This window comes from Solibacillus sp. FSL R5-0449 (assembly GCF_037975215.1).
Taxonomy (GTDB): domain Bacteria; phylum Bacillota; class Bacilli; order Bacillales_A; family Planococcaceae; genus Solibacillus.
The window spans coordinates 1,155,398-1,178,147 of record NZ_CP150239.1; the positions used below are offsets into that span (position 1 = coordinate 1,155,398).

Below are 22,750 nucleotides of genomic sequence, written 5' to 3' on the forward strand. Positions count from 1 at the left end.
CATTTCTTCGCCATAAACCGGCTGAACTTCTAATATAGTTCTAAAAAGCCAAAACAAATCTTCTAATATGTGGAGATGTGCACCCATTAGCATACCGAAGCCCAAAAAAGCGCTGAAAGTTCTAATATCCATGCTGGAAGTTCTAATAAAATCTGAAAAGTTCTAATATATAACGGAACTTCTAATATATCTCCCGAATCTTCTAATAAGTAGCTTCGATCTTCGAATAACGCGGTCAGAAGTTCTAATATGTCATTCAGATTGTCTAATAAAATCGAAAAAGTTCTAATATAACTACCCCGGTGCACACCATAGCCTCCGTGGAAACGTATTTAGACCGTTCTTCGCCCTAAACCGACTGAACTTCTAATATCCCTGTAAAAAGTTCTAATAAGCCACACAAATCTTCTAATAAACCCAAAAAAGTTCTAATAAATCCAACACCCCAACCCCCAAAAAAAGCTGCCCCAAAGTTATAGACATAACTTCAGGACAACCCCAGTCCAATCATCACTTCTTCTTTTTTCTATCCTTCACAAACGCAAACACGATCATCGCGACCCAAATCACAGCGATCACAATAAAAATGTAAAAGTTTTTTGATGAGCTAACTAAATTCAGCTCATCCGCCAAAATCCCACCAATCGACTGCAGTTGTGCACTTAATAAAATAATGAGTGCACCAATAAACAGTATGATTTTCGGATTGATCGCAAAGCGTAGCAGGACAATGATGAACAAAGCTGAGAAAATCAGCAACAGTGTGAAGAGGGGATCCAGTAATGTGAGCGTCCCGTCCTTTGCAAAGTTTTCGTACGTAAATGTCATAAAAAATTCTCCTTACTTTACTAAGCCATTTTGAAATGCATAGACGACAGCCTGTGTGCGGTCCTGCACTTCGAGTTTACTTAAAATGTTGCTAACATGGGTTTTTACCGTTTTTAATGCGATAAACAGTTCTTCCGCTATTTCCTGATTGGCAAGGCCGCGAGCCATACATAAGAGTACTTCCATTTCCCGGTCTGTTAAATGGTTATGCAGGGCAGGGGCTGTTCCGCGCATACGGGCCATTACCCGCGTCGTTGCTTCCGGTTCAAGAACGGTTTCCCCGGCCATCGTTTTCCGGATCGCTTCGGCAATCTGTTTGGCGTTGCTTGTTTTCAGTATATAGCTGACAGCACCTGCTTCAAGGGCCGGATATAATTTATCGTCATCGATAAAGCTCGTGACAATCATTACTTTAGCTTGCGGCCACAGTGCCAAAATTTCGGCAGTCGCTTCAGCACCCGTTTTGATCGGCATCACATTATCCATCAGTACAATATCCGGTTTTAGCGAGAGTACTGTTTCAATCGCTTCCTCGCCGTTCGTCGCCTCACCGATGACTTCGATATCGGGTTGTGCCGATAAATAGGCGGAAACCCCGATTCGAACCATCTCGTGATCATCTACTATGACAACTTTAATCATTCATTTGTTCCTCCTTTTTGAGCGGAACTTTCACTTCGACAATTGTTCCTTCATCCGGTACAGAGACAATTTTATACGTGCAGCCAATTTCGACAGCGCGTTCGGCAATATTGCGCAGGCCGTAAGAAGTCGTTTTATCTCCATCCATATTAAAGCCGAGACCATTATCCTGAATGCGCAAAATCGCCAGCTGGTCGCGTGCGATCAATAACAGTTCGACTTCTGTTGCTTTCGCGTGACGTAACGTATTCGACAAAGCTTCTTGAGCGATTCGGAAGAGATGATCTTCCTCTGCTTTCGATAAAGCGATTTCTTCGATTTGGTAGTCGATATTGAAATACACTTTTTCCTGTAATTCTACAATCAGATCTTCTAAACCTTCCGCCAAGCTTTTATTGTGCAGGGCAACTGGTCGCAGATGAAGTAGCAGTGCGCGCATTTCGAGCTGGGCCTGCTGGACGATTTTTTCCACCTGCCCGAGCTGCTTTTGTGCAAATTCATCTTGTCGCTGTTCTGTAAGTGCGGAGAGGAGCATGGAAGCAGCAAACAGCTGCTGGGATACAGAATCATGCAGTTCACGTGCAAGCCGCTGACGTTCTGCAAGAAGCCGCTCCTGAACAATGGCGTCATTCGTTTCCACTTTTTCATTTGAAAGCCGCTGTAGAGAGGTCCGCTGTGTTTCAATTAATTCATTCGTCTCACGCAATGCTTTTTTTAATGAGCCATTCGCTTTTTTGAATTTTTGTGCGAAATCAGGCTCCGCCACTTTTTTCACAATGCGGGTCATCTGATTTTCTTTCATTTTCAATGCGATTGAAATCCATAATGAAATAAAGAAGCTCGTCGTTGTTGCGATAATGGCAATCACGGCGACAATCGGTAATGAGTAATCATTGTTTTCCCATAAAAAGCGCCAAGTCTCTTCTTGCGGTTGGCCAAGCAGGAAAATGAAAATATTCATGGCAAAAGTTGCAAAAACCATCATCAGTATAAAAAAGCGTAAAATAAAGGCAATCATCCGCGCTGCACCTCCACATCGCCAATCCAAGATGTCACATAAATAACTAGGACACGTTTTGCATCCATTTCTCCATCCTCAAAACGAAGCTGTTCATTAATACATTGCTTTGGCGCATAGTCCAAGTATGTTGCTTCACCATATAAAGTGGAGTAATGCAGCTGAATCGTCACTTCATAAGGTACGATAACACGTACCTTTCCAAGAGATTGATGGATGACGATAATCGATTTTCCGTTTGGTAAAATCGTTTCGGTCGTATCGATTGTAATATCGCCGATAAAACGTTGAATATGAACGTCTTTCCAATGATAGCTTTCTGTCGGAGCACCCGTTGTGCCGATTAATTGATTGTGATTTGATGTATTGGCAAAGTGGCTTTTGATTTCCATCACTTGCTCTTTTTTCGTTAAGTATTGGTATAAAAGAAAGACTAGCACACCGATGATTAAAAGGCGCAGTGTCCAAATATTAATAATAGCAAAGAATAATAGAATGAGTCCCGTCCATAATAAGTACCGTTTCTTCTTTTTAAAGCTGAAAAATAGAAACAGTGCACCTAAAATCAGTAAAAACACAGTGCCATTATTGAAAAGAGTCAATTCAATCAATACGACAAGTGCCATACTAATCGCGATAATCGCAAGCTGATCTGATGTAATTTTCGGCATAGTGCCTCCCCCTATAACGTGCAAAATGGAGAAAGCACGATGCCTTCTCCTTTACGCATTATATCATTATTTTGGCTGTTCTATGAGCTTTTGTTCTTTTTCAAGCTGTGCCAAGCGAGCTTCAAAAGAGGTTACTTCATATTTACGCTCGATATTTTGAGATAATTCATCAATATACGTTGATAGTTCATCAAAATTACCGGCATTGTCCGATGTGAGAACTTTATCCATTTGATGGTTGGCACGCACGACATTTTCTTTGCCCATCAGCTGAAGCTGGCGCACTTTCATATCTTTGATTTTATGTTTCATCGTTTCGAATTTGCGTTCCAGTGCAAAATATTCCGTATTCGCTGCATCAATGCTTGAAAGAAGAGCGTGTTTTCGTGCAGTGTAAGCCGTTACTTCTTCCTGTGCAAACGCAATCAGTTCAGCTTCCCCAGTTGACTGAGCCAGTACTAGCTGTTTTTCACGTTTCTCAAGCATTTCAACTGTTTGTGAAAGTTGGATTTCCAGCTCTTTTTTTAGCTGAGCCTGACGTGCAAGCAATTTGCCCGTTTCTTCAGTTTGTTTTTCTGCTTCACGAATGTAGTGGTTCAGCATTTTAATCGGGTTTTTGTCGACCTTTTTGTCAAACATTTCATGTAAATCCGCCTGAATTGAATATTTAAATTTTGTAAATAAATTTCTCATTGTCCATCGCTCCTATTTGTTTAAATTTGCCCATTCGCGTTCAAAGTTTGTAAATGGATCTTCTTCCTCTTTTTTGCCTGGTAAAAATTCAATCTTTTCGTTTTTACGGTTTTTGTAAAGATAAAATAAGACACCGATTGCAGCTAAGCCGATAAAGCCTGGGATGTTTGATAAGGCACTTACTAAACCGGCTAAAGCGACAACCAGACTCATTACTTTTCCGAAAGTAGATTTACTTTCTGTGTAATAGTGCAGACCTGCTGCCAGAAGTGCTCCCGAGATTAATAACCCGGCTACTGGTGCGAGCAGGCAAAGTGCGATGATCGCTGTAATAAAAGCCGCTGAATATAAGAAAAACTTTTTCATTATGTGTTCCTCCTTGTCGTTGATAAGTTCATGTTACCGTGAATTTAAAAATTCGATAACGACCTGCTACCGTATTTTCATCTAGGTCTCGAGGCTGAGACGGTCTCAGACAGCTATTCTCATGACTTAACTTCTGCCAGGAGAGTGAAAATATATAGAAACGGAATAGCTTTTATTGTATAATGCTTGATGGAGAGTTTTTCTCGGTACATAAGTAGTGGAGGAGGTTGGACAAAATGGCTTTATGGTTAGGAATTACACTTATCGTCGTAGCTCTTATCGGGGGCGTGGCAATTGGTTTCTACGCAGCTCGTCAATATATGATGAAGTATTTAAAAGAAAACCCGCCAATTAATGAACAAATGATTCGCGTGATGATGGCACAAATGGGACGTAAACCGTCTGAAAAACAAGTGCGTCAAATGATGGCACAAATGAACAAATTCCAAGATAAATAATAATTGGACTACCTTTCGCATTCTATTGAGTGAAGAAGGTAGTTTTTATTTGACGTAAAATAAAATTCAGAATATTTTGTTTGAAAAGAAAAATAATCTAGTCTATTCTTATATAGATTGTAAGTATTGGAGGGGAAAAAAATGGCAACAGAAAAAACGAATGTTGAGAGCTTTGATTTAGACCATACGATAGTGGTCGCACCGTATGTACGTTTAGCGGGTACAAAAGAAGGGGCGAAGGGCGATGTCGTGACAAAATATGATATCCGCTTTAAGCAGCCGAATAAAGAGCATATGGAAATGCCGGCACTTCATTCACTGGAACATTTAATGGCAGACCGTATCCGCAATCATAGTGACGCGGTTGTCGATATCTCACCAATGGGATGTCAAACAGGCTTTTATGTCTCATTTATGAATTATGATGATTATGAAGGCGTGTTGGCGATTTTAGAAAAGACTATTCAGGATGTGTTGGCGGCGACTTCTGTTCCTGCCTGCAATGAAGTTCAATGCGGTTGGGCGGCAAGCCATAGTTTAGAAGGTGCGCAACAGCTGGCAAAAGAATTTTTAGCCAAACGCGATGAATGGCATATTGTTTTTAATGATTAATAGATGTAGGGCCTCCATTTAAATGGGGGCTTTTTTTATTCCTTCCGGCAAACGAAAAAGCACTTCCTGTTCAAACAACTGAACAGAAAGTGCTTATTACTTAAATTAAAGAATCGGTTATATTGCGGTATGCCGGTACGTGGTCATGGAGAAACTTCGCTACCGTTTGTTCATAGTCACCGGGATTGTCGTTGAATGATCTCGCATGCTCGCCTTTTTCAAACAGTTTCAGCATTTTCGGTTCGGGTTTTTGTTCGTACAGTTCTTCGGTCATGGAGGAGGGAATGAAATCATCAGGTGTACTGTGAATAAAGAGGACGGGCTTTTGAATTTGTTTTACAGCATCGATCGGCATCACTTCTTTTACGGAGTAGCCATCGCGGATACGCATGAAAAAGTCGGCGAAAGGAAGTGTGTATTTCGAATCGATCGGTACAACACTTTCGAAAATGCGTTTTAGAAGCTCGGGGAAATTTGAAAAGGCACAATCGGATACATAGAAATCCGCATTATCTTCTAATGTGCCTGCATAGAGCAGAGTCGTTGCCGCCCCCATTGATTCCCCGTGAATACCAAGTAGGGCATCTTCCCCGGCAATGTTGCGGATTGTCTCCACAACTGCCTGTAAATCGTATTTTTCATAATGGCCGTAACTTGTTGTTTTTCCTTGAGATTCTCCGTGACGGCGGTGATCGTATACAAATGCATTAAAACCAAGCCGTTCAAACATTCGGGCATAGCGCATCGAGTTAATTTTATTTTCAGTGACACCATGACAGATGATGACTGTATTTTTTGTTTCCACAGGTTTTAAATAGATGCCGCTTATTTTATAGCCATTTGGAGAGTCAATCAATAAAATTTCTTTCGGACAGCCTTCATACCAAGCTTCATCAAAGCGTTTTGCCGCAATTTCACGTTCGCGGATGAAAGCATCGTCCTTTTTCTTTATATACATAATGTGATTTGTCATCACGACACCAGTGATCGTTGTAGCAGCTGCCAGCAGTGTTGTTACAATACTGCCAGATAAAAACAGTGTACGTTTTTTCATGAAAACCACTCCTTAATTAATTTAATATTCGATGAATTATTAGGATAAATCAACTAATATGTATCTATTTATTATTGGAAACTTTTGTGTGAAAAATGCGGAATATTTGATAAAATCGGGTTAAGCAAGTTTAACTTTGCTCACAAAGGGACCATTCACACTAAGGGGGATATATTCATGACAGAAGTTGTAATAGTAAGTGCAGTACGTACGCCAATTGGTGCTTTTCAGGGGGCATTAAAAGATATTGCGGCTCCGACTTTAGGGAGTATCGTAATAAAAGAAGCATTGAATCGTATTGAATTAGATCCATCAACAGTTGATGAAGTTATTATGGGGAATGTTCTCGCAGCAGGTTTAGGTCAAAACCCGGCAAGACAGGCAAGTATCCAAGCTGGTTTACCATACACAGTTCCAGCGATGACAATTAACAAAGTATGTGGTTCAGGCTTAAAGGCCGTTCATTTAGCAGCACAGGCAATCATTGCCGGGGATGCGGAAGTTGTTGTCGCTGGAGGCTTTGAAAATATGAGTCAAGCACCATATATTATGCGAAATGCAAGAGAAGGTTTCCGCATGGGAGATCAAAAAATTATCGATACATTAATTCAAGACGGCTTATGGTGCGCATTTAATGATTACCATATGGGCGTAACTGCAGAAAACTTATGTGATCAGTATGACATTTCTCGTCAGGAACAGGATGAATTTGCAGCACGTTCCCAAGCCCGTGCATCGGAAGCCATTTCGACAAACAGATTCGCTGAAGAAATTGTTCCTGTAGAAATTCCTCAACGTAAAGGGGATCCGGTTATTTTTTCACAAGACGAATATGTAAAACATGGAACAACAACAGAAAAATTAAACGGATTACGTCCTGCATTCAAGAAAGACGGTTCGGTTACTGCAGGGAACGCTTCCGGTATTAATGACGGAGCGGCAGCGGTAGTCGTTATGTCAAAGCAGCGTGCTTTTGAATTAGGGCTTACACCACTTGCAACAATCGTCGCTAATGCGAGCGCGGGGGTCGATCCTTCTGTAATGGGAATCGGACCGGTAACGGCAGTGAAAAAAGCTTTATCGAAAGCGAATGTAACATTGGACGAAATGGACTTAATTGAAGCGAATGAAGCATTTGCCGCTCAGGCGATTGCAGTTGATCGCGAATTGGCGTTCAATCATGATAAACTAAATGTAAATGGCGGTGCAATTGCACTTGGACACCCAATCGGCGCAAGCGGAACGCGTATTTTAGTCACATTATTACATGAAATGCAAAAGCGCGATGCAAAGCTGGGTCTTGCAACATTATGTATTGGTGGCGGACAAGGTGTAGCGACAATTGTACAACGCTAATAATAAATGTAGGTGAAAACGATGGCAAAAAAGAAACAGCAAAGAACAACAAATGAATTCGAGCTTCCAAAAGACAAGGCGGCAACATTGGCCGATCAGTTAGGCGGCGATGTATTGGCCAAGCTGAAAGCAGCGAAGCAGGAAATGGTGGCTGACGAAAAGGCGAAAGAAGAAGAGCGCCTGGCGAAAGCGGCATTCGAACGCAAACAACGTGAAAAAAATATGAGCTTTGAAGACCTGTTAAATCAATACGGTGATAAAGGTTCGAAATTTTAAGGGTTATCCAAAACGGATTACAAAGAAGCTTAATAAATACGAATAGAGGCTGTGACATAAGTAGAATGACCGTTAAATAATAGGAAAGCATTTGTTAAGAAACGGATATTTTGCAAAATTGATTGGAATGCAGGGCGACTCCTGCGGGAATAGCGTGACGCCTGAGACTACAGGCTCAGGCCACGCCCGCGGAAAGCGTCCCGGAATGGAAATCAATTTAACGCTCAGCACAAAAAGCCATTTTTCTCTCGGAGAAAGATGGCTTTTTGATTATGTCCTGCTATCTTTTTTAAATACAACAACAATAAGTTTTGCAAACAGTAACAATGTCAACGCGCCGCATGCGTCGAGTACGACATCTGCTGCAAGGCCGCTGCGACCCGGAATCATACTTTGGCGGTATTCATCAAGGCTTGCGATTACTACAGCTGTAACAAAGGCGAGAACGATCGGAAAGTACCACTTCAGTTTCCGGTACAAAGTATAGAGTATGACCGCTAATAAACCGTATCCGAAGAAATGGGTAGCTTTTCGGATAAGAAACTCAAGAAATTGAAAATAGCCCCGTGTTTCAACCGATATAATTTTTCCCCAATAAGGAATTTCAAACTGGCTTAACCATGCTTCAAAAGGTTTGTCTTTTAACAAATCCTTAAGTGCTGGAACAATCGTTTGCTGTTCATAGCCCATGTTAGACATTACTACGACAACGATTATCCCGATGATGACGAGAACAATCCACTTTTTCATCTATGTTCAGTGTAACGGTCGGTTTTTGTCCAGCTGTCGATCTCCGAAATATTTTGCAGCGATTGCGCTTTTTCGTAAGCATCCAGATTTTGCTTCAGCTGAGCGAGTGTACGTGCCCCAATAACAGTTGAAGCAACAGTTGGATAGCGTAAATTGAATGCGATTGCAGCTGCATGTACATCCCCGAATTGCTGTTCAATTTTTTGCAGTACGTCTTTTGCTGCCGCTTCATCATAGCTCATATAGGATTTTAAACGTGTACGCCACTCATTTGTCAGCAAGCCTTTCGCGATTGATCCGCGCGTTACGACAGAAGCGCCTGTCTGTTGAATCGAATCGAAAAATTCGCTTGCGCGTTCATCAAAAATATTAAACTGCATCATATTGCTGATGGCATTACTATTTTGCAAAAATGGCATGAAGACATTCGGTCGTATGGAGGAAATGCCATATTCGCGAATTAATCCTTCTTTTTTCAAACCTTCCATTGTGTCGGTAATTTCTTCCCAATTATCTTCGGTCGTACCGCCATGTAACTGGTAAAGATCCAAGTAATCCGTCTGTAGTCGTTGCAGGCTGTCTCGTACCGCTTTATTAATATAGTTTGCGGATGTATCCCAGCCCCAGCCTTCCTTGCCTTCTTCCCAACGATTCCCGACTTTCGTTGCCAAATAAATATCGTGGCGGTGTTGCTTCAGCGCTGCGCCAACAACTTTTTCATTTTCGCCCTGGTTGTACAGGTCTGCGGTATCAAAATAATTAATGCCCGCATCAATTGCAGCATGGATGACCTCTTCTGCTTGTGCCTTGTTTGGAGGTAATGACATACAGCCTAAACTAATTTCAGAGATGTGAAGATTGCTTGTACCTAATTGTCGTTTTTTCATGTTAATTCCTCCCTGGTTCAATATTTTAGAAATAGCTCCTACTAATGGTACAATGAATATTAGGAAGAGAACAAGTGGAGGCATGGTCATGAAAAAATTTGAAGAAAAAACAATTCAATCCCAACCCATCTATTCAGGGAAGGTCATTTCATTAAAAGTAGACGATGTATCGCTTCCGAATGGTGAAACAGGGAAGCGTGAAATTATTAATCATCCAGGAGCAGTCGCGGTAATTGCCATCACAGAAAACAATAAAATTTTACTTGTTGAGCAGTACCGTAAAGCGCTTGAACGTTCAATTATAGAGATTCCTGCCGGCAAGCTGGAAAAAGGGGAAGAGCCTATTGTAACGGCCCGCCGCGAGTTGGAGGAAGAGACAGGCTATACATCGGATCATTTCGATTTTATACAGGCTTTTGCTACATCACCGGGATTTGCGGATGAAATTATCCATATTTACGTAGCAGAAAAGTTAAAAAAATTAGACATTCCGGTTGATTTAGACGAAGATGAATTTGTGGAGCTAATGGAAGTATCATTGGAAGAAGCAGAAGCGATGGTAGCGGACGGTCGTATTTACGATGCCAAAACCGCTTTTGCGATTTTATGGTTGAAATTAAAAATGAAATGAAATCAATAATTGTTTACGCATAAGGACAATTTATGTGCATAAGTTGTATGGACAAGGAGGCGTCCAAATGCGTAAATATCTATATATTCAATATACTTCGATGATTGTCGTATGTTTCATTTGTGGGGTAGTTTGTTATCAGTTATTCGATATTGGACAAGTACAGCAAATTATTAAATACAGTGATCGTAGACTGCTCCAAATGGATAAACCTGAATTGCTTTGGAGTGTAGTTCCTTTCATAGTTGCCTTAAGTATTGTATTATTCTTTTCGACACATAAATATTTGCCGCGTATAGGCCTTATTTTTATTGCAATAAAAGTAACGTTTTTAGGTTTCAGCTCGGTCTATTTACTAGTACAGCATGAATCTATTAAACTCTATGCATTTTGGTGGTTTCCATTTCAGTTAATATATTGTGTACTTTTAATTATGCTCTATCAAATTACTACTAAAACTTCGAGTAGACGAGCCTTGAAAACGGTCATGCCATGGAATAAGATCATTTTCCTGATCGTCGTAATGCTAATTGTTTTTGCAGTCGAAAATTTAGCAATTACTTATTTATTTAAATAATCATTGTCTTGTAATGAGATTTACTCATTTGGTATAATGAAAAGAGTTTAGGAGGGCGTCACATATGGAGAGCCGTATTGATCGAATTAAAAAGCAACTGCATAGTGCGAGCTATAAGCTGACGCCACAGCGAGAAGCAACAGTAGCGGTTTTACTGGAGCATGAGGAAGATCATTTAAGTGCTGAAGACGTTTACTTATTAGTGAAAGAAAAAGCACCCGAGATTGGACTGGCTACTGTATACCGTACATTGGAGCTTTTAACAGAGCTGAAAATTGTCGATAAAATTAACTTTGGTGATGGGGTGTCCCGTTATGATCTACGTCAAGAGGGCGCAAAGCATTTCCATCATCATCTAGTTTGTATCGAATGTGGCGCAGTAGATGAAATTCAAGAAGATTTACTAGAAGATGTAGAAGAAATTGTGGAGAAACGTTGGAACTTTATTATCAAAGATCACCGTCTTACATTCCATGGCATCTGCTGGCGTTGTCATGATAATAATGATAACTCTGGAGACAGCAATGCATAATCTATAATCAAAAAAAGAGCAGCAAAATTTGCTGCTCTTTTTTTTTGTATGATTTTTTGCATTTGTCTAATAATAATAAAAGACAGGCAGGCATCTACACTTACACAAAAAACTCTATTTCCCTCAAATGTGAGAAATAGAGTTTTGTAGTTTTAATTATTTTGCCGGATGATGGGCAACAATAAGAACCTTACCTGCATCCAGATCATTCTTTGCAGCTGCATGTTCATTTTCGCCTACACCAATATCAGCAAGCTGATGGTGAAGATCTTCCGGAGTACTTTGGAAGAAGTTTTTAATCGATGCGAAGAAGCCTTTGTCATTTTCCGTTGTGCCGGGAGTTTTGCTCGCATCCACATTGAAAAAGTCGGCAATGTCTTCCGCACGTTTATTGCTGTTTGCGAAGACATGAATATGATCGCGATCATAACCTTCTGTAATAAATGATTCGATTACTGATTTTGCCTGTACACCGTTTTCTACTGATTTTAAAATTGCCATTATATACACTCTCCTTTGTATGAATACTTATGTTATTCCCGAACTCTTACAATTAAAACGTTAAGAGATTCATAAAGGCATCATTCAGCTGACAGGATTAACGTGCATACAGATGGAAATTATATTGTTTTAACGGCTACTGTTCTATGAGATCATGCATTTTTTTTATCTCCAAAAATTGCAGCTGATGGCCATCAATTTCATGGATTTTAAATGCGTAGTTTTCATAAATAAATGTATCTTCAATATTCAGGTCCGGCATGTTTGTGAAGTACCAGCCTCCGATTGTATCAACATTCGGATCTTCAATATCAAGAAACAGCAGTTTAGAAACATCTTCAAGCAATACTTTTGAATAGACTAAATAATGGTCTTCACCGATTTTACGAATATCTGAAACTTCATCATCGTCAAACTCATCGCGTATCTCCCCGACAAGCTCTTCCAGAATATCTTCAACGGTAATCATACCGCTCGTTCCGCCATATTCATCAAGCAGGATCGCAATATGAATGCGCTTTTTCTGCATAATTTGAAGCAGACTTTGAATCGGTGTTGTTTCAATTGTGCGAACGACCGGATTAATATAGTCTTCCAATTTGAATGTCGCCGGTTTGATCCGATTGTTCATACCGAGTGTTAAAAAGTCTTTAATATTTAAAAAACCTAAAATATTATCGCGGTCCCCTTCGTATACCGGGTAGCGTGTATAGCGTTCCTCAGAAACTTGCGTTAACACCTCTTCGAACGTTGCAGTTACATCAAAGCCGACAATATCTGTACGGGGAACCATAATTTCACGTGCGATTTTATCATCGAATTCAAATACATTGTTTACATATTTCAATTCGTTTACATTGATCTCGCCGGATTTATAGCTCTCTGATAAAAGCAGGCGCAATTCCTCTTCCGTGTGGGAGAGTTCATGTTCGCTCGCTGGTCGCATCCCGAACAATTTTAATAATAAACGTGCTGAACCATTTAACAGCCAGATTAATGGGAACATAAGTTTATAGAATAATTGTATCGGTTTTGCGAAGGCCAGTGTAATCGCTTCCGCTTTTTGGATGGCAATTGTTTTAGGCGCAAGTTCGCCTACTACTACGTGGAAGAATGTCGCTAAAAAGAATGCACCACCTAATGTAAACCAATGAATAGATTCTGAACCGATACCGAATGATTCGAATAGAGGGTGAAGTATAAATTCAAATGTGGATTCACCGACCATACCGATCCCCAGCGCTGTTACCGTAATACCTAATTGACAGGCCGATAAATATTCATCAAGGTGGGATGTTACATTTTTAGCTGAAATGGAACCAGCTTTACCTTCAGCTACAAGTTGGTCAATACGAGATTGACGTACTTTTACGATCGCAAATTCCGTTGCAACGAAAAAGGCCGTAAAAGCGATTAAAACCGCGAAAATAGTTAAGTTAATGATTGTGGTCAAACGAGCGTTCTACTCACGAAGTAGAACGTTCACCTCCTAGTTATTTAAAATTAATAATAGTGATTGCATGAGTGCAACACTTTCAGGTGAAACTTTTTTACGGAGTTTCTGCCGCTCTTTGTCATCTAAATGCTCCATTAATACCGTTACATCATGTTCAAGTTTGCGCATTTGCAATCGAATATCCTGAACATCGATTTCTTCAGGTTCTTCTTTTGAAGGGCCAAGTAAGCGGTGAATTTCATCGAGGCATTTGCCAAGCTTCTTCTGCTCTTCAATCCAGTGAATACGTTCAATCATTTCTTTATCATAGTAGCGATAATTGGATGCCGAACGTTCTACTTTTAGAAGGCCCAAATTTGTATAATAATCAATAGTTCGTTTTGTCACGCCGGTTGCTGCGGCAAGCTCTCCGATTTTTAGTTTGTCGATCCCAAATTATCACCTCAATCTGTCACGTTTTACTTTCAAGAATACCGTAAATAGTACATTTTGTAAATGGGACGCAATTCAAATGAAAGGATATGCTGCACCGAAAAAACGAATGAATGAAGGATAAAACGTCACTTCAATTGTACGAAAATGGTAATATAAATGTATAGAATGCAAGAGGGGCGATTTATATGCAAGCTTTAAAAGATTCAATAGAAGATTATCTACATTTTATTAAAGTCGAACGTCAGCTATCTGATAATACATTACAATCCTATAAGCGTGATTTAGTCGCATATGCCCGTCACATTCATCATGAACAGCGAATCATGGAATTTGATAGCGTTATGCGCGAACATATTTTGCTTTATTTGGACAGCTTACGGTCAGTAGGAAAATCATCGAAGACGATCTCGAGACAAATTTCATCAATCCGTTCCTTTCATCAGTTTTTATTGAGGGAAAAGGTGACGAATCAGGATCCTACCGTTCATTTGGAAATGCCGAAAAAAGAACTGTCATTACCAAAAGTATTATCAATAGAAGAAATTGATGCACTTTTGACTGCACCATCCGAAGAAAAACCTCAGGGCACGCGGGATATTGCCATTTTGGAAATGATGTACGGTTCCGGTATGCGTATAAGCGAGCTGATTGAACTGAACTTGGAGGATGTGCATATGACAATGGGCTTCGTCCGTGTATTTGGTAAAGGCGGAAAAGAACGGATTATCCCGCTTGGGCGCAGTGCGATTTCGGCCTGTGTAAAGTATTTGGAAGAGGCAAGACCACAGCTTTTAGGTACTGCACCGAAAAATGATGCGTTTTTCATTACGCAGAGAGGGAAAAGATTCACGAGACAAGGCTGCTGGAAAATCATCAAGGAGCATGCGGCAGCAGCTGGCATTTCCAAAGAAATTACACCGCATGTGCTGCGCCATTCCTTTGCGACACATCTCATTGAAAATGGTGCCGATTTGCGCGCAGTGCAGGAGCTGTTAGGCCATGCGGATATATCAACGACCCAAATTTATACACATGTAAGTAAAACCCGTTTATCGGAAGTATATAAACAATTCCATCCTCGTGCTTAAAAATGGCCTAATCGCGTAACACTAATGGGGAGCTTGGCTTTTATCTTTTAAAAATAAATCTTGTGAAATCGGATGTCTGACCTTTACTTTGTTTAGACGTTTTATGTAAAATAGAATGGAAGAAGGGGAGTTGAAAGCATTATGCAACCGTTTAAGAAAGTACATGTAATTGTAATGGATTCTGTTGGTATCGGTGAAGCACCGGATGCCGATAAATTTGGCGATGCTGGCTCAAATACATTAGGACATATCGCAGAAAAAATGAATGGCTTAAATATGCCGAATATGGAGAAGTTAGGTTTATCGAATATTCGTGAACTTAAAGGCATTAATAAAACTGAAAACCCTGCTGCATTTTACGGCATGATGCAAGAAGCATCTGTTGGTAAAGATACAATGACAGGGCACTGGGAGATCATGGGGCTGAATATCGATACTCCGTTTAAAGTATACCCGGACGGCTTTCCTGCAGAACTGATTTCCAAGTTGGAGGAAGCAACTGGCCGCAAAGTTCTTTGTAATTTACCTTACAGTGGAACCGCTGTCATTGACGATTATGGTCCGGAACATATGGAAACAGGTGCCATTATTGTGTATACATCGGCAGACCCGGTTATGCAGATTGCAGCACATGAAGAAGTAATTCCAGTAGAAGAACTTTATAAAATTTGTGAAATTGCACGTGAATTGACATTGGATGCAGAATTTTTAGTAGGCCGTGTTATTGCCCGTCCGTTCGTTGGCGAACCAGGTAATTTTACACGTACATCAAACCGTCATGACTATGCATTGACACCATTTGGACGCACGACAATGGCTGAAATGAAGGATTCGAATCTTGATGTCATTGCGATCGGCAAAATTTCGGACATCTTTAATGGTGACGGGGTAACAGAAGCGATTCGTACAAAAAACAACACAGATGGCATGGACAAAATGGCGGAAGTTGTTCGTCGTGATTTCCATGGTATCAGCTTCCTGAACTTAGTGGACTTTGATGCGAACTTTGGACACCGACGTGATCCGATTGGTTATGGTCAGGCATTGGAAGAATTCGACCGACGTTTACCGGAAGTTATGGAAGCGTTATCAGAAGATGATCTGCTCATAATTACGGCAGACCACGGGAACGATCCGACATTCCCTGGTACAGACCATACACGTGAATATGTACCGTTGATTGTCTACTCACCACGCTTTACTGCAGGATCAGAACTGCAGTTACGTGAGACATTTGCGGATATTGCAGCAACAATTGCAGATAATTTTAATATTGCAGCACCGCAATTTGGCAAAAGCTTTTTATCAGAGCTGAAATAAGGGGGATTTTCCATATGAGAATGGTAGACATTATTGAAAAAAAACGTAACGGCGAAGAATTGACAACAGCTGAAATTCGTTTCTTTGTAGAAGGATATACAGATGGTACGATTCCTGATTATCAGGCAAGTGCATTATGTATGGCCATTTACTTTCAGGATATGACAGATCGCGAACGCGCGGATTTAACAATGGCAATGGTTGAGTCAGGTGATCAGATTGATCTATCTGCAATTGCCGGTATTAAAGTAGACAAGCACTCAACTGGCGGAGTTGGCGATACAACGACATTGCCATTAGCTGCAATGGTAGCTGCTGTCGGTGTTCCGGTAGCAAAAATGAGTGGCCGTGGTTTAGGTCATACAGGCGGTACGATTGACAAGCTTGAAGCGATTGAAGGATTCCATGTTGAATTAACAAGTGAAGAGTTTTCAAAACAAGTTAATGAAATCGGTATGGCGGTTATCGGTCAATCAGGTAACTTAACACCGGCGGATAAAAAGCTGTATGCGCTGCGTGATGTTACGGGAACGGTTTCAAGCATTCCGCTGATTGCCGGTTCAATTATGTCGAAGAAAATCGCTGCAGGTGCAGATGCAATTGTTCTTGATGTTAAAACAGGTGACGGCGCATTTATGAAAACCGTTGAAGATTCAGTTAAACTGGCTGAAGCTATGGTGAAAATCGGTAATAATGTCGGCCGCAAAACAATGGCGATCATTTCGGATATGAGTCAGCCTTTAGGCTATGCAATCGGGAACGCTCTTGAAGTCCAGGAAGCGATCGATACATTAAAAGGTAAAGGGCCAGCTGACTTAAATGAACTTTGCTATACATTAGGTTCTCAAATGGTTGTTGTTGGCGGAAAAGCAGAAACAATCGAAGAAGCTCGAAAAATGCTGGAGGAAGTTGTAGCTAACGGTGCAGCATTGGAAGTACTGAAAAAATTCATCGCCGCACAAGGCGGAGATGCTTCAGTAGTGGACGATCCATCCCGTTTACCTCAGGCAAAATTCAAATTCGATGTACCGGCAAAAGAAGCTGGCTATGTTTCAAAAATCGAAGCGGATGATATTGGAACGGCTGCAATGCTTCTTGGCGCTGGCCGTGCAACAAAGGAATCTGAAATTGATTTAGCGGTTGGGCTTGTCCTTCATAAAAAGGTGGGCGATCAAGTCGAAAAAGGCGAATCGCTTATGACAATCCATGCCAATACAGAAAATGTCGACGCAGTATTGGAAAAAATTTATGCACATGTATACATTTCTGCAGAAAAAGTCGAAGCACCAAAATTAATCGAAGCAATTATTACACAATAACAAAAAAATAAGAATCTTTCGCAGTCCGAATGGATTGCGGAAGATTTTTTTGTGCTTTAAATATTTTACAAATATGATAAAATTAGAAGTATATTGCTGCTTTAAGTAATAAAAATTCTGTTTTATGAATATTTATAAGAAGAAGGGATACTATGAAAGTTAAGTGGTCTGGAAGGTTTGAAGGTTATTCGTTTGCCCATTTCAAAAAGGATTTGTTATCTGGGACGATTGTCGGGATTATTGCTGTACCGTTAGCGATGAGTTTTGCCATTGCTTCCGGTGTCAAACCGGAATACGGGATTTACACAGCGATTATTGCAGGAATATTAATCTCCTTACTGGGGGGGTCGAAGTTCCAAATCGGCGGTCCGACAGGTGCATTTGTTCCGATTTTACTTGGGGTTGTGCTCGTATACGGGTATGAAAACTTGCTCATTGCAGGATTAATGGCGGGAATTATGCTGTTGCTGATGGGAATTTTCAGGCTGGGATCACTGATCAAATTTATCCCGAGGCCGGTAACTGTCGGCTTTACTGCAGGGATTGCCGTTATTATTTTTACCGGACAAATCGGAAATTTTTTAGGGTTAACCAATATGGAGCAGCATGAGAAGTTTCATATGAATGTTCTTGAAATTACTTCCAATATCGGAACCGTTAATTTTTATAGTTTACTCGTTGCCGTGATTAGTTTCGCGTTAATCCTAATCGCACCGAAAGTTTTACCGAAAGTGCCGGGTGCGCTGATCGGAATTATAGTTTCTTCCGTTGTGACGGTACTTTTTTTACAGGGCCATGTTGCAACTATCGGCTCCACATATGGTGCAATACCGAATACAATGCCGGAATTCCATATTCCTGAAATTACATTAGAGCGTGTTTTCATGCTAATCGGACCGGCATTTGTCATTGCAATGCTAGGCGGGATTGAATCATTGTTATCGGCAGTTGTAGCAGATGGTATGACAAACAGCAAGCATAACAGTAACCGGGAACTGATCGGGCAAGGGGTCGCCAATATTGTGACACCGTTTTTTGGAGGAATACCTGCAACAGGGGCGATTGCACGAACGGCTACAAATATTAAATCCGGTGCTGTTTCACCACTATCAGGGGTAATCCATGGGTTCTTCGTTTTATTCACACTCTTATTACTCGCACCATTCGCGGTACATATCCCACTTGCAAGTTTAGCTCCTGTACTCATGATGGTCGCATGGAATATGAGCGAACGCCATCATTTTCTGCACATACTCAAATTGAAATCCGGGGATTCGCTTGTTCTATGCATTACATTTTTATTGACCGTATTTATGAGCTTAACGGTTGCCGTGATGGTCGGACTCATTTTAGCGGTAATCCTATTTGCAAAAAGTATGAGCGATAGCCTGACTGTTTCCAAAGTACTGCCGAATTTGGAAAAAGGGAACGGTAAGTTGCAGTCCCAAATTGTATCGGATTTTCATGATTGTCCACAAATCAGTATTTATACGATCGAAGGTCCTCTATTTTTTGGCGCTGCCGAAAAGTTTGAACAGACTTTGCTGAATACGATACAGGAACGACCGAAAGTATTCATCCTGCGCATGCGGAAAGTGCCGTATATCGATTCGACAGGGGAAGAATATTTCCGCAATATCCTTCAAACGATTAAGTCATATGGCGGAAAAGTTTTTGTAACGAATGTTCAGCCGGGATTGGAACAAATGCTTAGACGAAGCGGGTTGTATGATTTGATGGAGGGGGAGCATTTTTATAATACGACAAGTGACGCGATTTCAGCGGCATGCCAGTATATCGAGTTAAGTAAATGTGTCGGCTGCACCCACTATGCGTTTAAAGAATGCCGATTGCTGTCTATTGGCATTCCACTATCAGAGCAGGAAGTGCAGGCACAAAACAAATTATCCGAAGCAACAATATAACATGTATAAATTATAGAAAAAGAACAAAGAATAAGAGACTGAATGGAAAAGTAATACTTTCTGTTCGGTCTCTTTTTTCATTTTAGCAATGATTAAAAATAGACCCAGCTACCTATACTGATTTTAGTTGTCGCAGGAGCACTACTTTTAACGAATGAACACTAGTTTTGTCAGCCAGATAGGATTATTTCTGAACTTGCCGAATTTGCATGCAAGAAGGAGGCGATGTAGGTGAACTTTAATTTAACGATGTATCCAAATGATGTATTGATTGTCCAACTATTTGGCGAACTGGATCATCATGAGACAGAAAAAGTGAGAACACATATATCGAAAGCTATTTTACAAGGAAATGTAAAACTACTCGTTTGGAATTTAGAGCATTTGCATTTTATGGACAGTTCCGGAATTGGGTTAGTGCTTGGCAGAATGCGAGAACTCCGAGCTGTCGATGGACAAACAATTTTGTTAAATCCATCAAAAACGATGCAGAAAATATTCCAGTATTCCGGTTTAGGAAATCTCATACAATTTGCATCTGAACAGCAAGTTATTTCACACAGCGAGGGGGATTGTCAATGGATAACGAAATGACGCTAACTTTTTTGGCGCGCAGTGAAAATGAAGGGTTGGCTCGTATTGCCGTTACAAGCTTTATGGCGCAACTCGATCCGACAATTGAAGAGCTATCGGAATGTAAAACAATCGTATCGGAAGCTGTATCGAATGCCATTATCCATGGTTATGCCGATAATCCGCATGGCATTATTACGGTTTATGCGGTTCGTTACGGCTCGGAAGTAAGTGTGACGATTAAAGATGAAGGTTGCGGAATTGAAGATATTGAACAGGCACGTGAGCCATTATTCACAACGAAACCGGAGCTTGAACGTTCCGGAATGGGCTTTACAATCATGGAAAGTTTTTCGGATTTCCTGCAAGTGGAATCCGTACTAGGAAAAGGCACAGTCGTAACATTCACAAAACAAATTTTGCCAATAGGGACACTCGTGACATAACGAAATAAGGGGATGGGGAACATCGAGCAGTCATCTGAAACGTTATTAACGCAAGCTTATATGCGTGAACTAATCGCAAAATCACAACAAGGCGATCAAGTTGCGAGAAAAACGATGATTGAAGGAAATACTAGACTTGTTTGGTCTATCGTTCAACGCTTTGCATCTAGGGGTGTTGAACTGGAAGATTTGTTTCAAATTGGCTGTATTGGCTTAATGAAATCTGTTGATAAATTCGACTTGTCCTATGATGTAAAATTTTCCACATATGCAGTGCCGATGATTATTGGGGAGATTCAACGTTTTTTAAGAGATGACGGTATGGTAAAGGTAAGTCGTTCTATCCGGGAATTGAATTACAAAATTCGTCATGCGACTGATGATTATTTGAAAACGAATGAAAAACCACCGTCTGTTGCACAGCTTGCTGAAATACTCCAAGTTTCACAAGAAGATATTTTACTCGCAACGGACGCGATGCGTGATCCGGCAAGTTTGCATGATCAGCTTTTTGAAAATGATGGAGATTCCATTACATTAATGGATCAGATGCGCGATGATAAATCTGAGCTTGCATTTGACTATGTTCCATTGAAAGACATGTTGAAAAGACTTGGGAAACGGGAACAATCGATCATATATTTCCGCTATTATCTGGACTTAACCCAAACGGAAATTGCCGACAGACTCGGTATTTCACAAGTACAAGTATCACGATTGGAAAAGAAAATACTAGCCCAATTGAAATCATGGATGGATCAGTCTACATTAAGCAGATAGGTTAAGTGACCGCAATTACTCCATGGTGTTTTAGACTAAATATGAATAAGCGGTGAAAAAATGACAAATCAGCTTTTTACATCACTGAAAATTGCAGAAGGCTTCTTAAATTCAAAATTTGAACCAGAGAAAAACTTTGATTTATGTATTAAAGAAATTACAATAAAAAACTTACCGACTTTAACGGTATATGTTAGTGGTCTCATCAATGGAGACAGTTTAACGGAAATATTGTCTGATTTACAGAGGGACAATGAGGAAGAAGAAATACTGGATGAAGAGGATTACTTTCACGCCCACTTCAACTTCTTCGGGGTCGATCTACCGAAATCGATAGATGAATTTATGATTGGAGTATTAAGTGGGCGAGTAGGGTTTATTACGAAAAGCGGTTACTGCTATTTGACGGAGTTCCGTAATTATCCGGGACGTAATCCGGAAGAACCGGATAATGAAAAAGTTATCCGTGGCTCGAGAGATGGTTTTGCCGAAAATATTATTTTGAATACTGCGTTGGTTCGTCGCAGGATTCGAAGTGAAAAGCTGCGATTCCATATGCACCACGTAACGACCTATGGCCAGACAGATATCGTACTTTCGTATTTGGATGATCTGGTAAACGAACGTCATTTAGAATGGATCCGTGAACGGCTTCAGCAAATTGATCATGATGGATTAACGATGAGTGACAAATCGTTGGAGGAATGGCTGTTTAAGCAAAAATATCATCCTTTGCCGTTTGTCCGTTATACGGAGCGGCCTGATATTGTAGCCGCCCATATTTTAGAGGGGCATATTGCGATAATGGTTGATACATCGCCTTCTGTCATGCTTGTCCCTGTTACCATGTTCCATTTGCTGCAGCATGCGGAAGAATATCGGCAGGCGCCGCTGGTCGGGACAATGATGCGGTTCCTTCGTTTTGGAGCGGTTACTTTAAGTTTTCTTTTACTTCCTTTCTGGTATTTACTCGTAACACATCCGGAATTGCTCCCCGATAAGTTAGCATTTATCGGGATAAATGAGAAAGGCGAAATCCCCATATTCCTGCAAATAATGATTGCGGATATCGGGATTGAATATTTGCGGATTGCGGCAATTCATACACCGACACCATTATCGACCGCAATGGGATTGATCGCCGGTATCATCATCGGGCAAATTGCAATCGATGTTGGACTATTTTCAAGTGAAATTGTCCTCTATACTGCGATTACCGCAATTTTTACATTTGCGATTCCAAACTACGAATTGAGTATTTCGGTGAAGGTATTCCGTTTGGTTCTATTAGGTGCAACAGCGCTATTTGGAGTTAACGGATTCTTTATTGGAGCGTTCCTGATTTTCACTTATCTATGTTCATTAAAACCGATGAATGTGCCGTATTTATGGCCGCTTGTGCCGTTTTTCCCGAAGGCGTTCGCTCGTGTTGTGATTCGAACACCAATGTCGGAAGATTCGCCAAGACCATTTATCGTGAACGCAAAAAAGAGAAAACGTGTATAATCATGAATTGCATCACTTTGACACCTATGTTAAAGTTCTCATATAATATT

General features: G+C 40.6%; 27 protein-coding genes. 15 read left to right on the plus strand and 12 right to left on the minus strand.

Translation table 11 applies throughout. The features are described from left to right. Window positions 1–510: 510 nt before the first annotated feature. From MKY27_RS05520 to MKY27_RS05545, 6 genes are all read right to left on the minus strand, one after another. Window positions 511–828 carry an acyl-CoA dehydrogenase gene (locus tag MKY27_RS05520; RefSeq protein ID WP_339198390.1) on the minus strand — a complete coding sequence of 106 codons (318 nt, stop codon included), beginning with the start codon at window positions 826–828 and terminating at the stop codon, window positions 511–513. Window positions 829–840: 12 nt separating this feature from the next. Beyond that, window positions 841–1,470, minus strand: a complete 630-nt coding sequence (locus MKY27_RS05525; RefSeq protein ID WP_339198392.1) for a response regulator transcription factor — start codon at window positions 1,468–1,470, stop codon at window positions 841–843. Further along, window positions 1,463–2,488 (minus strand): sensor histidine kinase, encoded by a 1,026-nt coding sequence (locus MKY27_RS05530; protein WP_339198395.1) that lies wholly within the window; start codon window positions 2,486–2,488, stop codon window positions 1,463–1,465. Before MKY27_RS05530 ends, MKY27_RS05525 begins: the two co-directional genes overlap by 8 nt. Next, window positions 2,485–3,159: a cell wall-active antibiotics response protein LiaF gene (liaF, locus tag MKY27_RS05535; RefSeq protein ID WP_339198398.1), complete on the minus strand. Its 675-nt coding sequence runs from the start codon at window positions 3,157–3,159 to the stop codon at window positions 2,485–2,487. Before liaF ends, MKY27_RS05530 begins: the two co-directional genes overlap by 4 nt. Window positions 3,160–3,225: 66 nt before the next feature. After that, on the minus strand, window positions 3,226–3,852 hold the full coding sequence (locus MKY27_RS05540) for a PspA/IM30 family protein (protein ID WP_339198401.1): 627 nt from the start codon (window positions 3,850–3,852) through the stop codon (window positions 3,226–3,228). 12 nt (window positions 3,853–3,864) lie between these two features. Further along, window positions 3,865–4,218 (minus strand): ABC transporter permease, encoded by a 354-nt coding sequence (locus MKY27_RS05545; protein WP_339175765.1) that lies wholly within the window; start codon window positions 4,216–4,218, stop codon window positions 3,865–3,867. Between the two features lie 236 nt (window positions 4,219–4,454). Here MKY27_RS05545 and MKY27_RS05550 point away from each other — a divergent pair, with 236 nt between their 5' ends. Both MKY27_RS05550 and MKY27_RS05555 read left to right on the plus strand, forming a co-directional pair. Then, window positions 4,455–4,676, plus strand: coding sequence for a YneF family protein (locus MKY27_RS05550; RefSeq protein WP_008408061.1), 222 nt, complete (start codon window positions 4,455–4,457; stop codon window positions 4,674–4,676). A gap of 141 nt (window positions 4,677–4,817) precedes the next feature. Next, window positions 4,818–5,288 (plus strand): S-ribosylhomocysteine lyase, encoded by a 471-nt coding sequence (locus MKY27_RS05555; protein ID WP_339175766.1) that lies wholly within the window; start codon window positions 4,818–4,820, stop codon window positions 5,286–5,288. A 100-nt stretch (window positions 5,289–5,388) separates the two neighbouring features. On the opposite strand, the gene MKY27_RS05560 is transcribed toward MKY27_RS05555, so the two are convergent. Beyond that, entirely contained in the window at window positions 5,389–6,342 is a 954-nt protein-coding gene (locus MKY27_RS05560; protein WP_339198403.1) for an alpha/beta fold hydrolase, read from the minus strand. Window positions 6,343–6,519: 177 nt separating this feature from the next. Between MKY27_RS05560 and MKY27_RS05565 the strand changes: the two genes are divergently transcribed. Both MKY27_RS05565 and MKY27_RS05570 read left to right on the plus strand, forming a co-directional pair. After that, window positions 6,520–7,698, plus strand: a complete 1,179-nt coding sequence (locus MKY27_RS05565; RefSeq protein WP_339198406.1) for an acetyl-CoA C-acetyltransferase — start codon at window positions 6,520–6,522, stop codon at window positions 7,696–7,698. Between the two features lie 21 nt (window positions 7,699–7,719). Then, on the plus strand, window positions 7,720–7,974 hold the full coding sequence (locus MKY27_RS05570) for a YqkE family protein (RefSeq protein ID WP_339198409.1): 255 nt from the start codon (window positions 7,720–7,722) through the stop codon (window positions 7,972–7,974). Window positions 7,975–8,244: 270 nt separating this feature from the next. Here MKY27_RS05570 and MKY27_RS05575 read toward each other — a convergent pair whose 3' ends face one another. Continuing rightward, window positions 8,245–8,724 (minus strand): VanZ family protein, encoded by a 480-nt coding sequence (locus tag MKY27_RS05575; protein ID WP_339198410.1) that lies wholly within the window; start codon window positions 8,722–8,724, stop codon window positions 8,245–8,247. Then, a complete protein-coding gene (locus MKY27_RS05580) occupies window positions 8,721–9,611 on the minus strand; it encodes an aldo/keto reductase (protein ID WP_339198413.1) in 891 nt (296 codons plus the stop codon). The genes MKY27_RS05575 and MKY27_RS05580 overlap by 4 nt, the downstream gene beginning before the upstream one ends. A gap of 88 nt (window positions 9,612–9,699) precedes the next feature. Here MKY27_RS05580 and MKY27_RS05585 point away from each other — a divergent pair, with 88 nt between their 5' ends. The 3 genes from MKY27_RS05585 to MKY27_RS05595 all read left to right on the plus strand — a co-directional run bounded on the left by MKY27_RS05585 (window position 9,700) and on the right by MKY27_RS05595 (window position 11,351). Further along, window positions 9,700–10,242 carry an NUDIX hydrolase gene (locus MKY27_RS05585; protein WP_339198416.1) on the plus strand — a complete coding sequence of 181 codons (543 nt, stop codon included), beginning with the start codon at window positions 9,700–9,702 and terminating at the stop codon, window positions 10,240–10,242. A 67-nt stretch (window positions 10,243–10,309) separates the two neighbouring features. Next, the gene (locus MKY27_RS05590) at window positions 10,310–10,819 is read left to right on the plus strand and encodes a hypothetical protein (protein ID WP_339175773.1); all 510 of its coding nucleotides are present in this window, start codon (window positions 10,310–10,312) and stop codon (window positions 10,817–10,819) included. 64 nt (window positions 10,820–10,883) lie between these two features. Continuing rightward, window positions 10,884–11,351: a Fur family transcriptional regulator gene (locus MKY27_RS05595; protein ID WP_079525722.1), complete on the plus strand. Its 468-nt coding sequence runs from the start codon at window positions 10,884–10,886 to the stop codon at window positions 11,349–11,351. Window positions 11,352–11,507: 156 nt separating this feature from the next. Here MKY27_RS05595 and MKY27_RS05600 read toward each other — a convergent pair whose 3' ends face one another. From MKY27_RS05600 to MKY27_RS05610, 3 genes are all read right to left on the minus strand, one after another. Next, on the minus strand, window positions 11,508–11,852 hold the full coding sequence (locus MKY27_RS05600; RefSeq protein ID WP_339175774.1) for a general stress protein: 345 nt from the start codon (window positions 11,850–11,852) through the stop codon (window positions 11,508–11,510). A gap of 136 nt (window positions 11,853–11,988) precedes the next feature. Then, the gene (locus MKY27_RS05605) at window positions 11,989–13,305 is read right to left on the minus strand and encodes a hemolysin family protein (protein ID WP_339175775.1); all 1,317 of its coding nucleotides are present in this window, start codon (window positions 13,303–13,305) and stop codon (window positions 11,989–11,991) included. 36 nt (window positions 13,306–13,341) lie between these two features. Continuing rightward, window positions 13,342–13,737: a MerR family transcriptional regulator gene (locus MKY27_RS05610; protein WP_339176577.1), complete on the minus strand. Its 396-nt coding sequence runs from the start codon at window positions 13,735–13,737 to the stop codon at window positions 13,342–13,344. Window positions 13,738–13,928: 191 nt separating this feature from the next. On the opposite strand from MKY27_RS05610, the gene xerD reads away from it, so the two are divergent. The 8 genes from xerD (at window position 13,929) to MKY27_RS05650 (ending at window position 22,700) form a co-directional block, all read left to right on the plus strand. After that, window positions 13,929–14,831, plus strand: coding sequence for a site-specific tyrosine recombinase XerD (gene xerD / locus MKY27_RS05615; protein WP_339198419.1), 903 nt, complete (start codon window positions 13,929–13,931; stop codon window positions 14,829–14,831). Between the two features lie 141 nt (window positions 14,832–14,972). Then, the gene (gene deoB, locus MKY27_RS05620; RefSeq protein ID WP_339198421.1) at window positions 14,973–16,151 is read left to right on the plus strand and encodes a phosphopentomutase; all 1,179 of its coding nucleotides are present in this window, start codon (window positions 14,973–14,975) and stop codon (window positions 16,149–16,151) included. Window positions 16,152–16,165: 14 nt separating this feature from the next. After that, window positions 16,166–17,470: a pyrimidine-nucleoside phosphorylase gene (locus MKY27_RS05625; RefSeq protein WP_339175778.1), complete on the plus strand. Its 1,305-nt coding sequence runs from the start codon at window positions 16,166–16,168 to the stop codon at window positions 17,468–17,470. Between the two features lie 152 nt (window positions 17,471–17,622). Further along, complete coding sequence (gene sulP / locus MKY27_RS05630) at window positions 17,623–19,395, plus strand: sulfate permease (RefSeq protein WP_339198422.1); 1,773 nt, start codon at window positions 17,623–17,625, stop codon at window positions 19,393–19,395. A 231-nt stretch (window positions 19,396–19,626) separates the two neighbouring features. After that, window positions 19,627–19,989, plus strand: coding sequence for an anti-sigma F factor antagonist (gene spoIIAA / locus MKY27_RS05635; RefSeq protein ID WP_008408083.1), 363 nt, complete (start codon window positions 19,627–19,629; stop codon window positions 19,987–19,989). Then, window positions 19,974–20,414, plus strand: coding sequence for an anti-sigma F factor (spoIIAB, locus tag MKY27_RS05640; RefSeq protein WP_079525739.1), 441 nt, complete (start codon window positions 19,974–19,976; stop codon window positions 20,412–20,414). The genes spoIIAA and spoIIAB overlap by 16 nt, the downstream gene beginning before the upstream one ends. Before the next feature lie 12 nt (window positions 20,415–20,426). Further along, window positions 20,427–21,194 (plus strand): SigF/SigG family RNA polymerase sporulation sigma factor, encoded by a 768-nt coding sequence (locus MKY27_RS05645; RefSeq protein ID WP_339175783.1) that lies wholly within the window; start codon window positions 20,427–20,429, stop codon window positions 21,192–21,194. Between the two features lie 60 nt (window positions 21,195–21,254). Next, a complete protein-coding gene (locus tag MKY27_RS05650) occupies window positions 21,255–22,700 on the plus strand; it encodes a spore germination protein (protein WP_339198424.1) in 1,446 nt (481 codons plus the stop codon). The last annotated feature ends 50 nt before the right edge of the window (window positions 22,701–22,750 follow it).

Coding starts and splice junctions, on each gene's coding strand:
- MKY27_RS05575 (WP_339198410.1), bottom strand. CDS start 8,724: ATGAAAAAGTGGATTGTTCTCGTCATCATCGGGATAATCGTTGTCGTA.
- spoIIAB (WP_079525739.1), top strand. CDS start 19,974: ATGGATAACGAAATGACGCTAACTTTTTTGGCGCGCAGTGAAAATGAA.
- MKY27_RS05545 (WP_339175765.1), bottom strand. CDS start 4,218: ATGAAAAAGTTTTTCTTATATTCAGCGGCTTTTATTACAGCGATCATC.
- MKY27_RS05555 (WP_339175766.1), top strand. CDS start 4,818: ATGGCAACAGAAAAAACGAATGTTGAGAGCTTTGATTTAGACCATACG.
- liaF (WP_339198398.1), bottom strand. CDS start 3,159: ATGCCGAAAATTACATCAGATCAGCTTGCGATTATCGCGATTAGTATG.
- MKY27_RS05650 (WP_339198424.1), top strand. CDS start 21,255: ATGACAAATCAGCTTTTTACATCACTGAAAATTGCAGAAGGCTTCTTA.
- sulP (WP_339198422.1), top strand. CDS start 17,623: ATGAAAGTTAAGTGGTCTGGAAGGTTTGAAGGTTATTCGTTTGCCCAT.
- MKY27_RS05560 (WP_339198403.1), bottom strand. CDS start 6,342: ATGAAAAAACGTACACTGTTTTTATCTGGCAGTATTGTAACAACACTG.
- MKY27_RS05625 (WP_339175778.1), top strand. CDS start 16,166: ATGAGAATGGTAGACATTATTGAAAAAAAACGTAACGGCGAAGAATTG.
- MKY27_RS05565 (WP_339198406.1), top strand. CDS start 6,520: ATGACAGAAGTTGTAATAGTAAGTGCAGTACGTACGCCAATTGGTGCT.
- xerD (WP_339198419.1), top strand. CDS start 13,929: ATGCAAGCTTTAAAAGATTCAATAGAAGATTATCTACATTTTATTAAA.
- MKY27_RS05540 (WP_339198401.1), bottom strand. CDS start 3,852: ATGAGAAATTTATTTACAAAATTTAAATATTCAATTCAGGCGGATTTA.
- MKY27_RS05645 (WP_339175783.1), top strand. CDS start 20,427: ATGGGGAACATCGAGCAGTCATCTGAAACGTTATTAACGCAAGCTTAT.
- MKY27_RS05530 (WP_339198395.1), bottom strand. CDS start 2,488: ATGATTGCCTTTATTTTACGCTTTTTTATACTGATGATGGTTTTTGCA.
- MKY27_RS05600 (WP_339175774.1), bottom strand. CDS start 11,852: ATGGCAATTTTAAAATCAGTAGAAAACGGTGTACAGGCAAAATCAGTA.
- deoB (WP_339198421.1), top strand. CDS start 14,973: ATGCAACCGTTTAAGAAAGTACATGTAATTGTAATGGATTCTGTTGGT.
- MKY27_RS05595 (WP_079525722.1), top strand. CDS start 10,884: ATGGAGAGCCGTATTGATCGAATTAAAAAGCAACTGCATAGTGCGAGC.
- MKY27_RS05570 (WP_339198409.1), top strand. CDS start 7,720: ATGGCAAAAAAGAAACAGCAAAGAACAACAAATGAATTCGAGCTTCCA.
- MKY27_RS05580 (WP_339198413.1), bottom strand. CDS start 9,611: ATGAAAAAACGACAATTAGGTACAAGCAATCTTCACATCTCTGAAATT.
- MKY27_RS05550 (WP_008408061.1), top strand. CDS start 4,455: ATGGCTTTATGGTTAGGAATTACACTTATCGTCGTAGCTCTTATCGGG.
- MKY27_RS05585 (WP_339198416.1), top strand. CDS start 9,700: ATGAAAAAATTTGAAGAAAAAACAATTCAATCCCAACCCATCTATTCA.
- MKY27_RS05590 (WP_339175773.1), top strand. CDS start 10,310: ATGCGTAAATATCTATATATTCAATATACTTCGATGATTGTCGTATGT.
- MKY27_RS05525 (WP_339198392.1), bottom strand. CDS start 1,470: ATGATTAAAGTTGTCATAGTAGATGATCACGAGATGGTTCGAATCGGG.
- MKY27_RS05520 (WP_339198390.1), bottom strand. CDS start 828: ATGACATTTACGTACGAAAACTTTGCAAAGGACGGGACGCTCACATTA.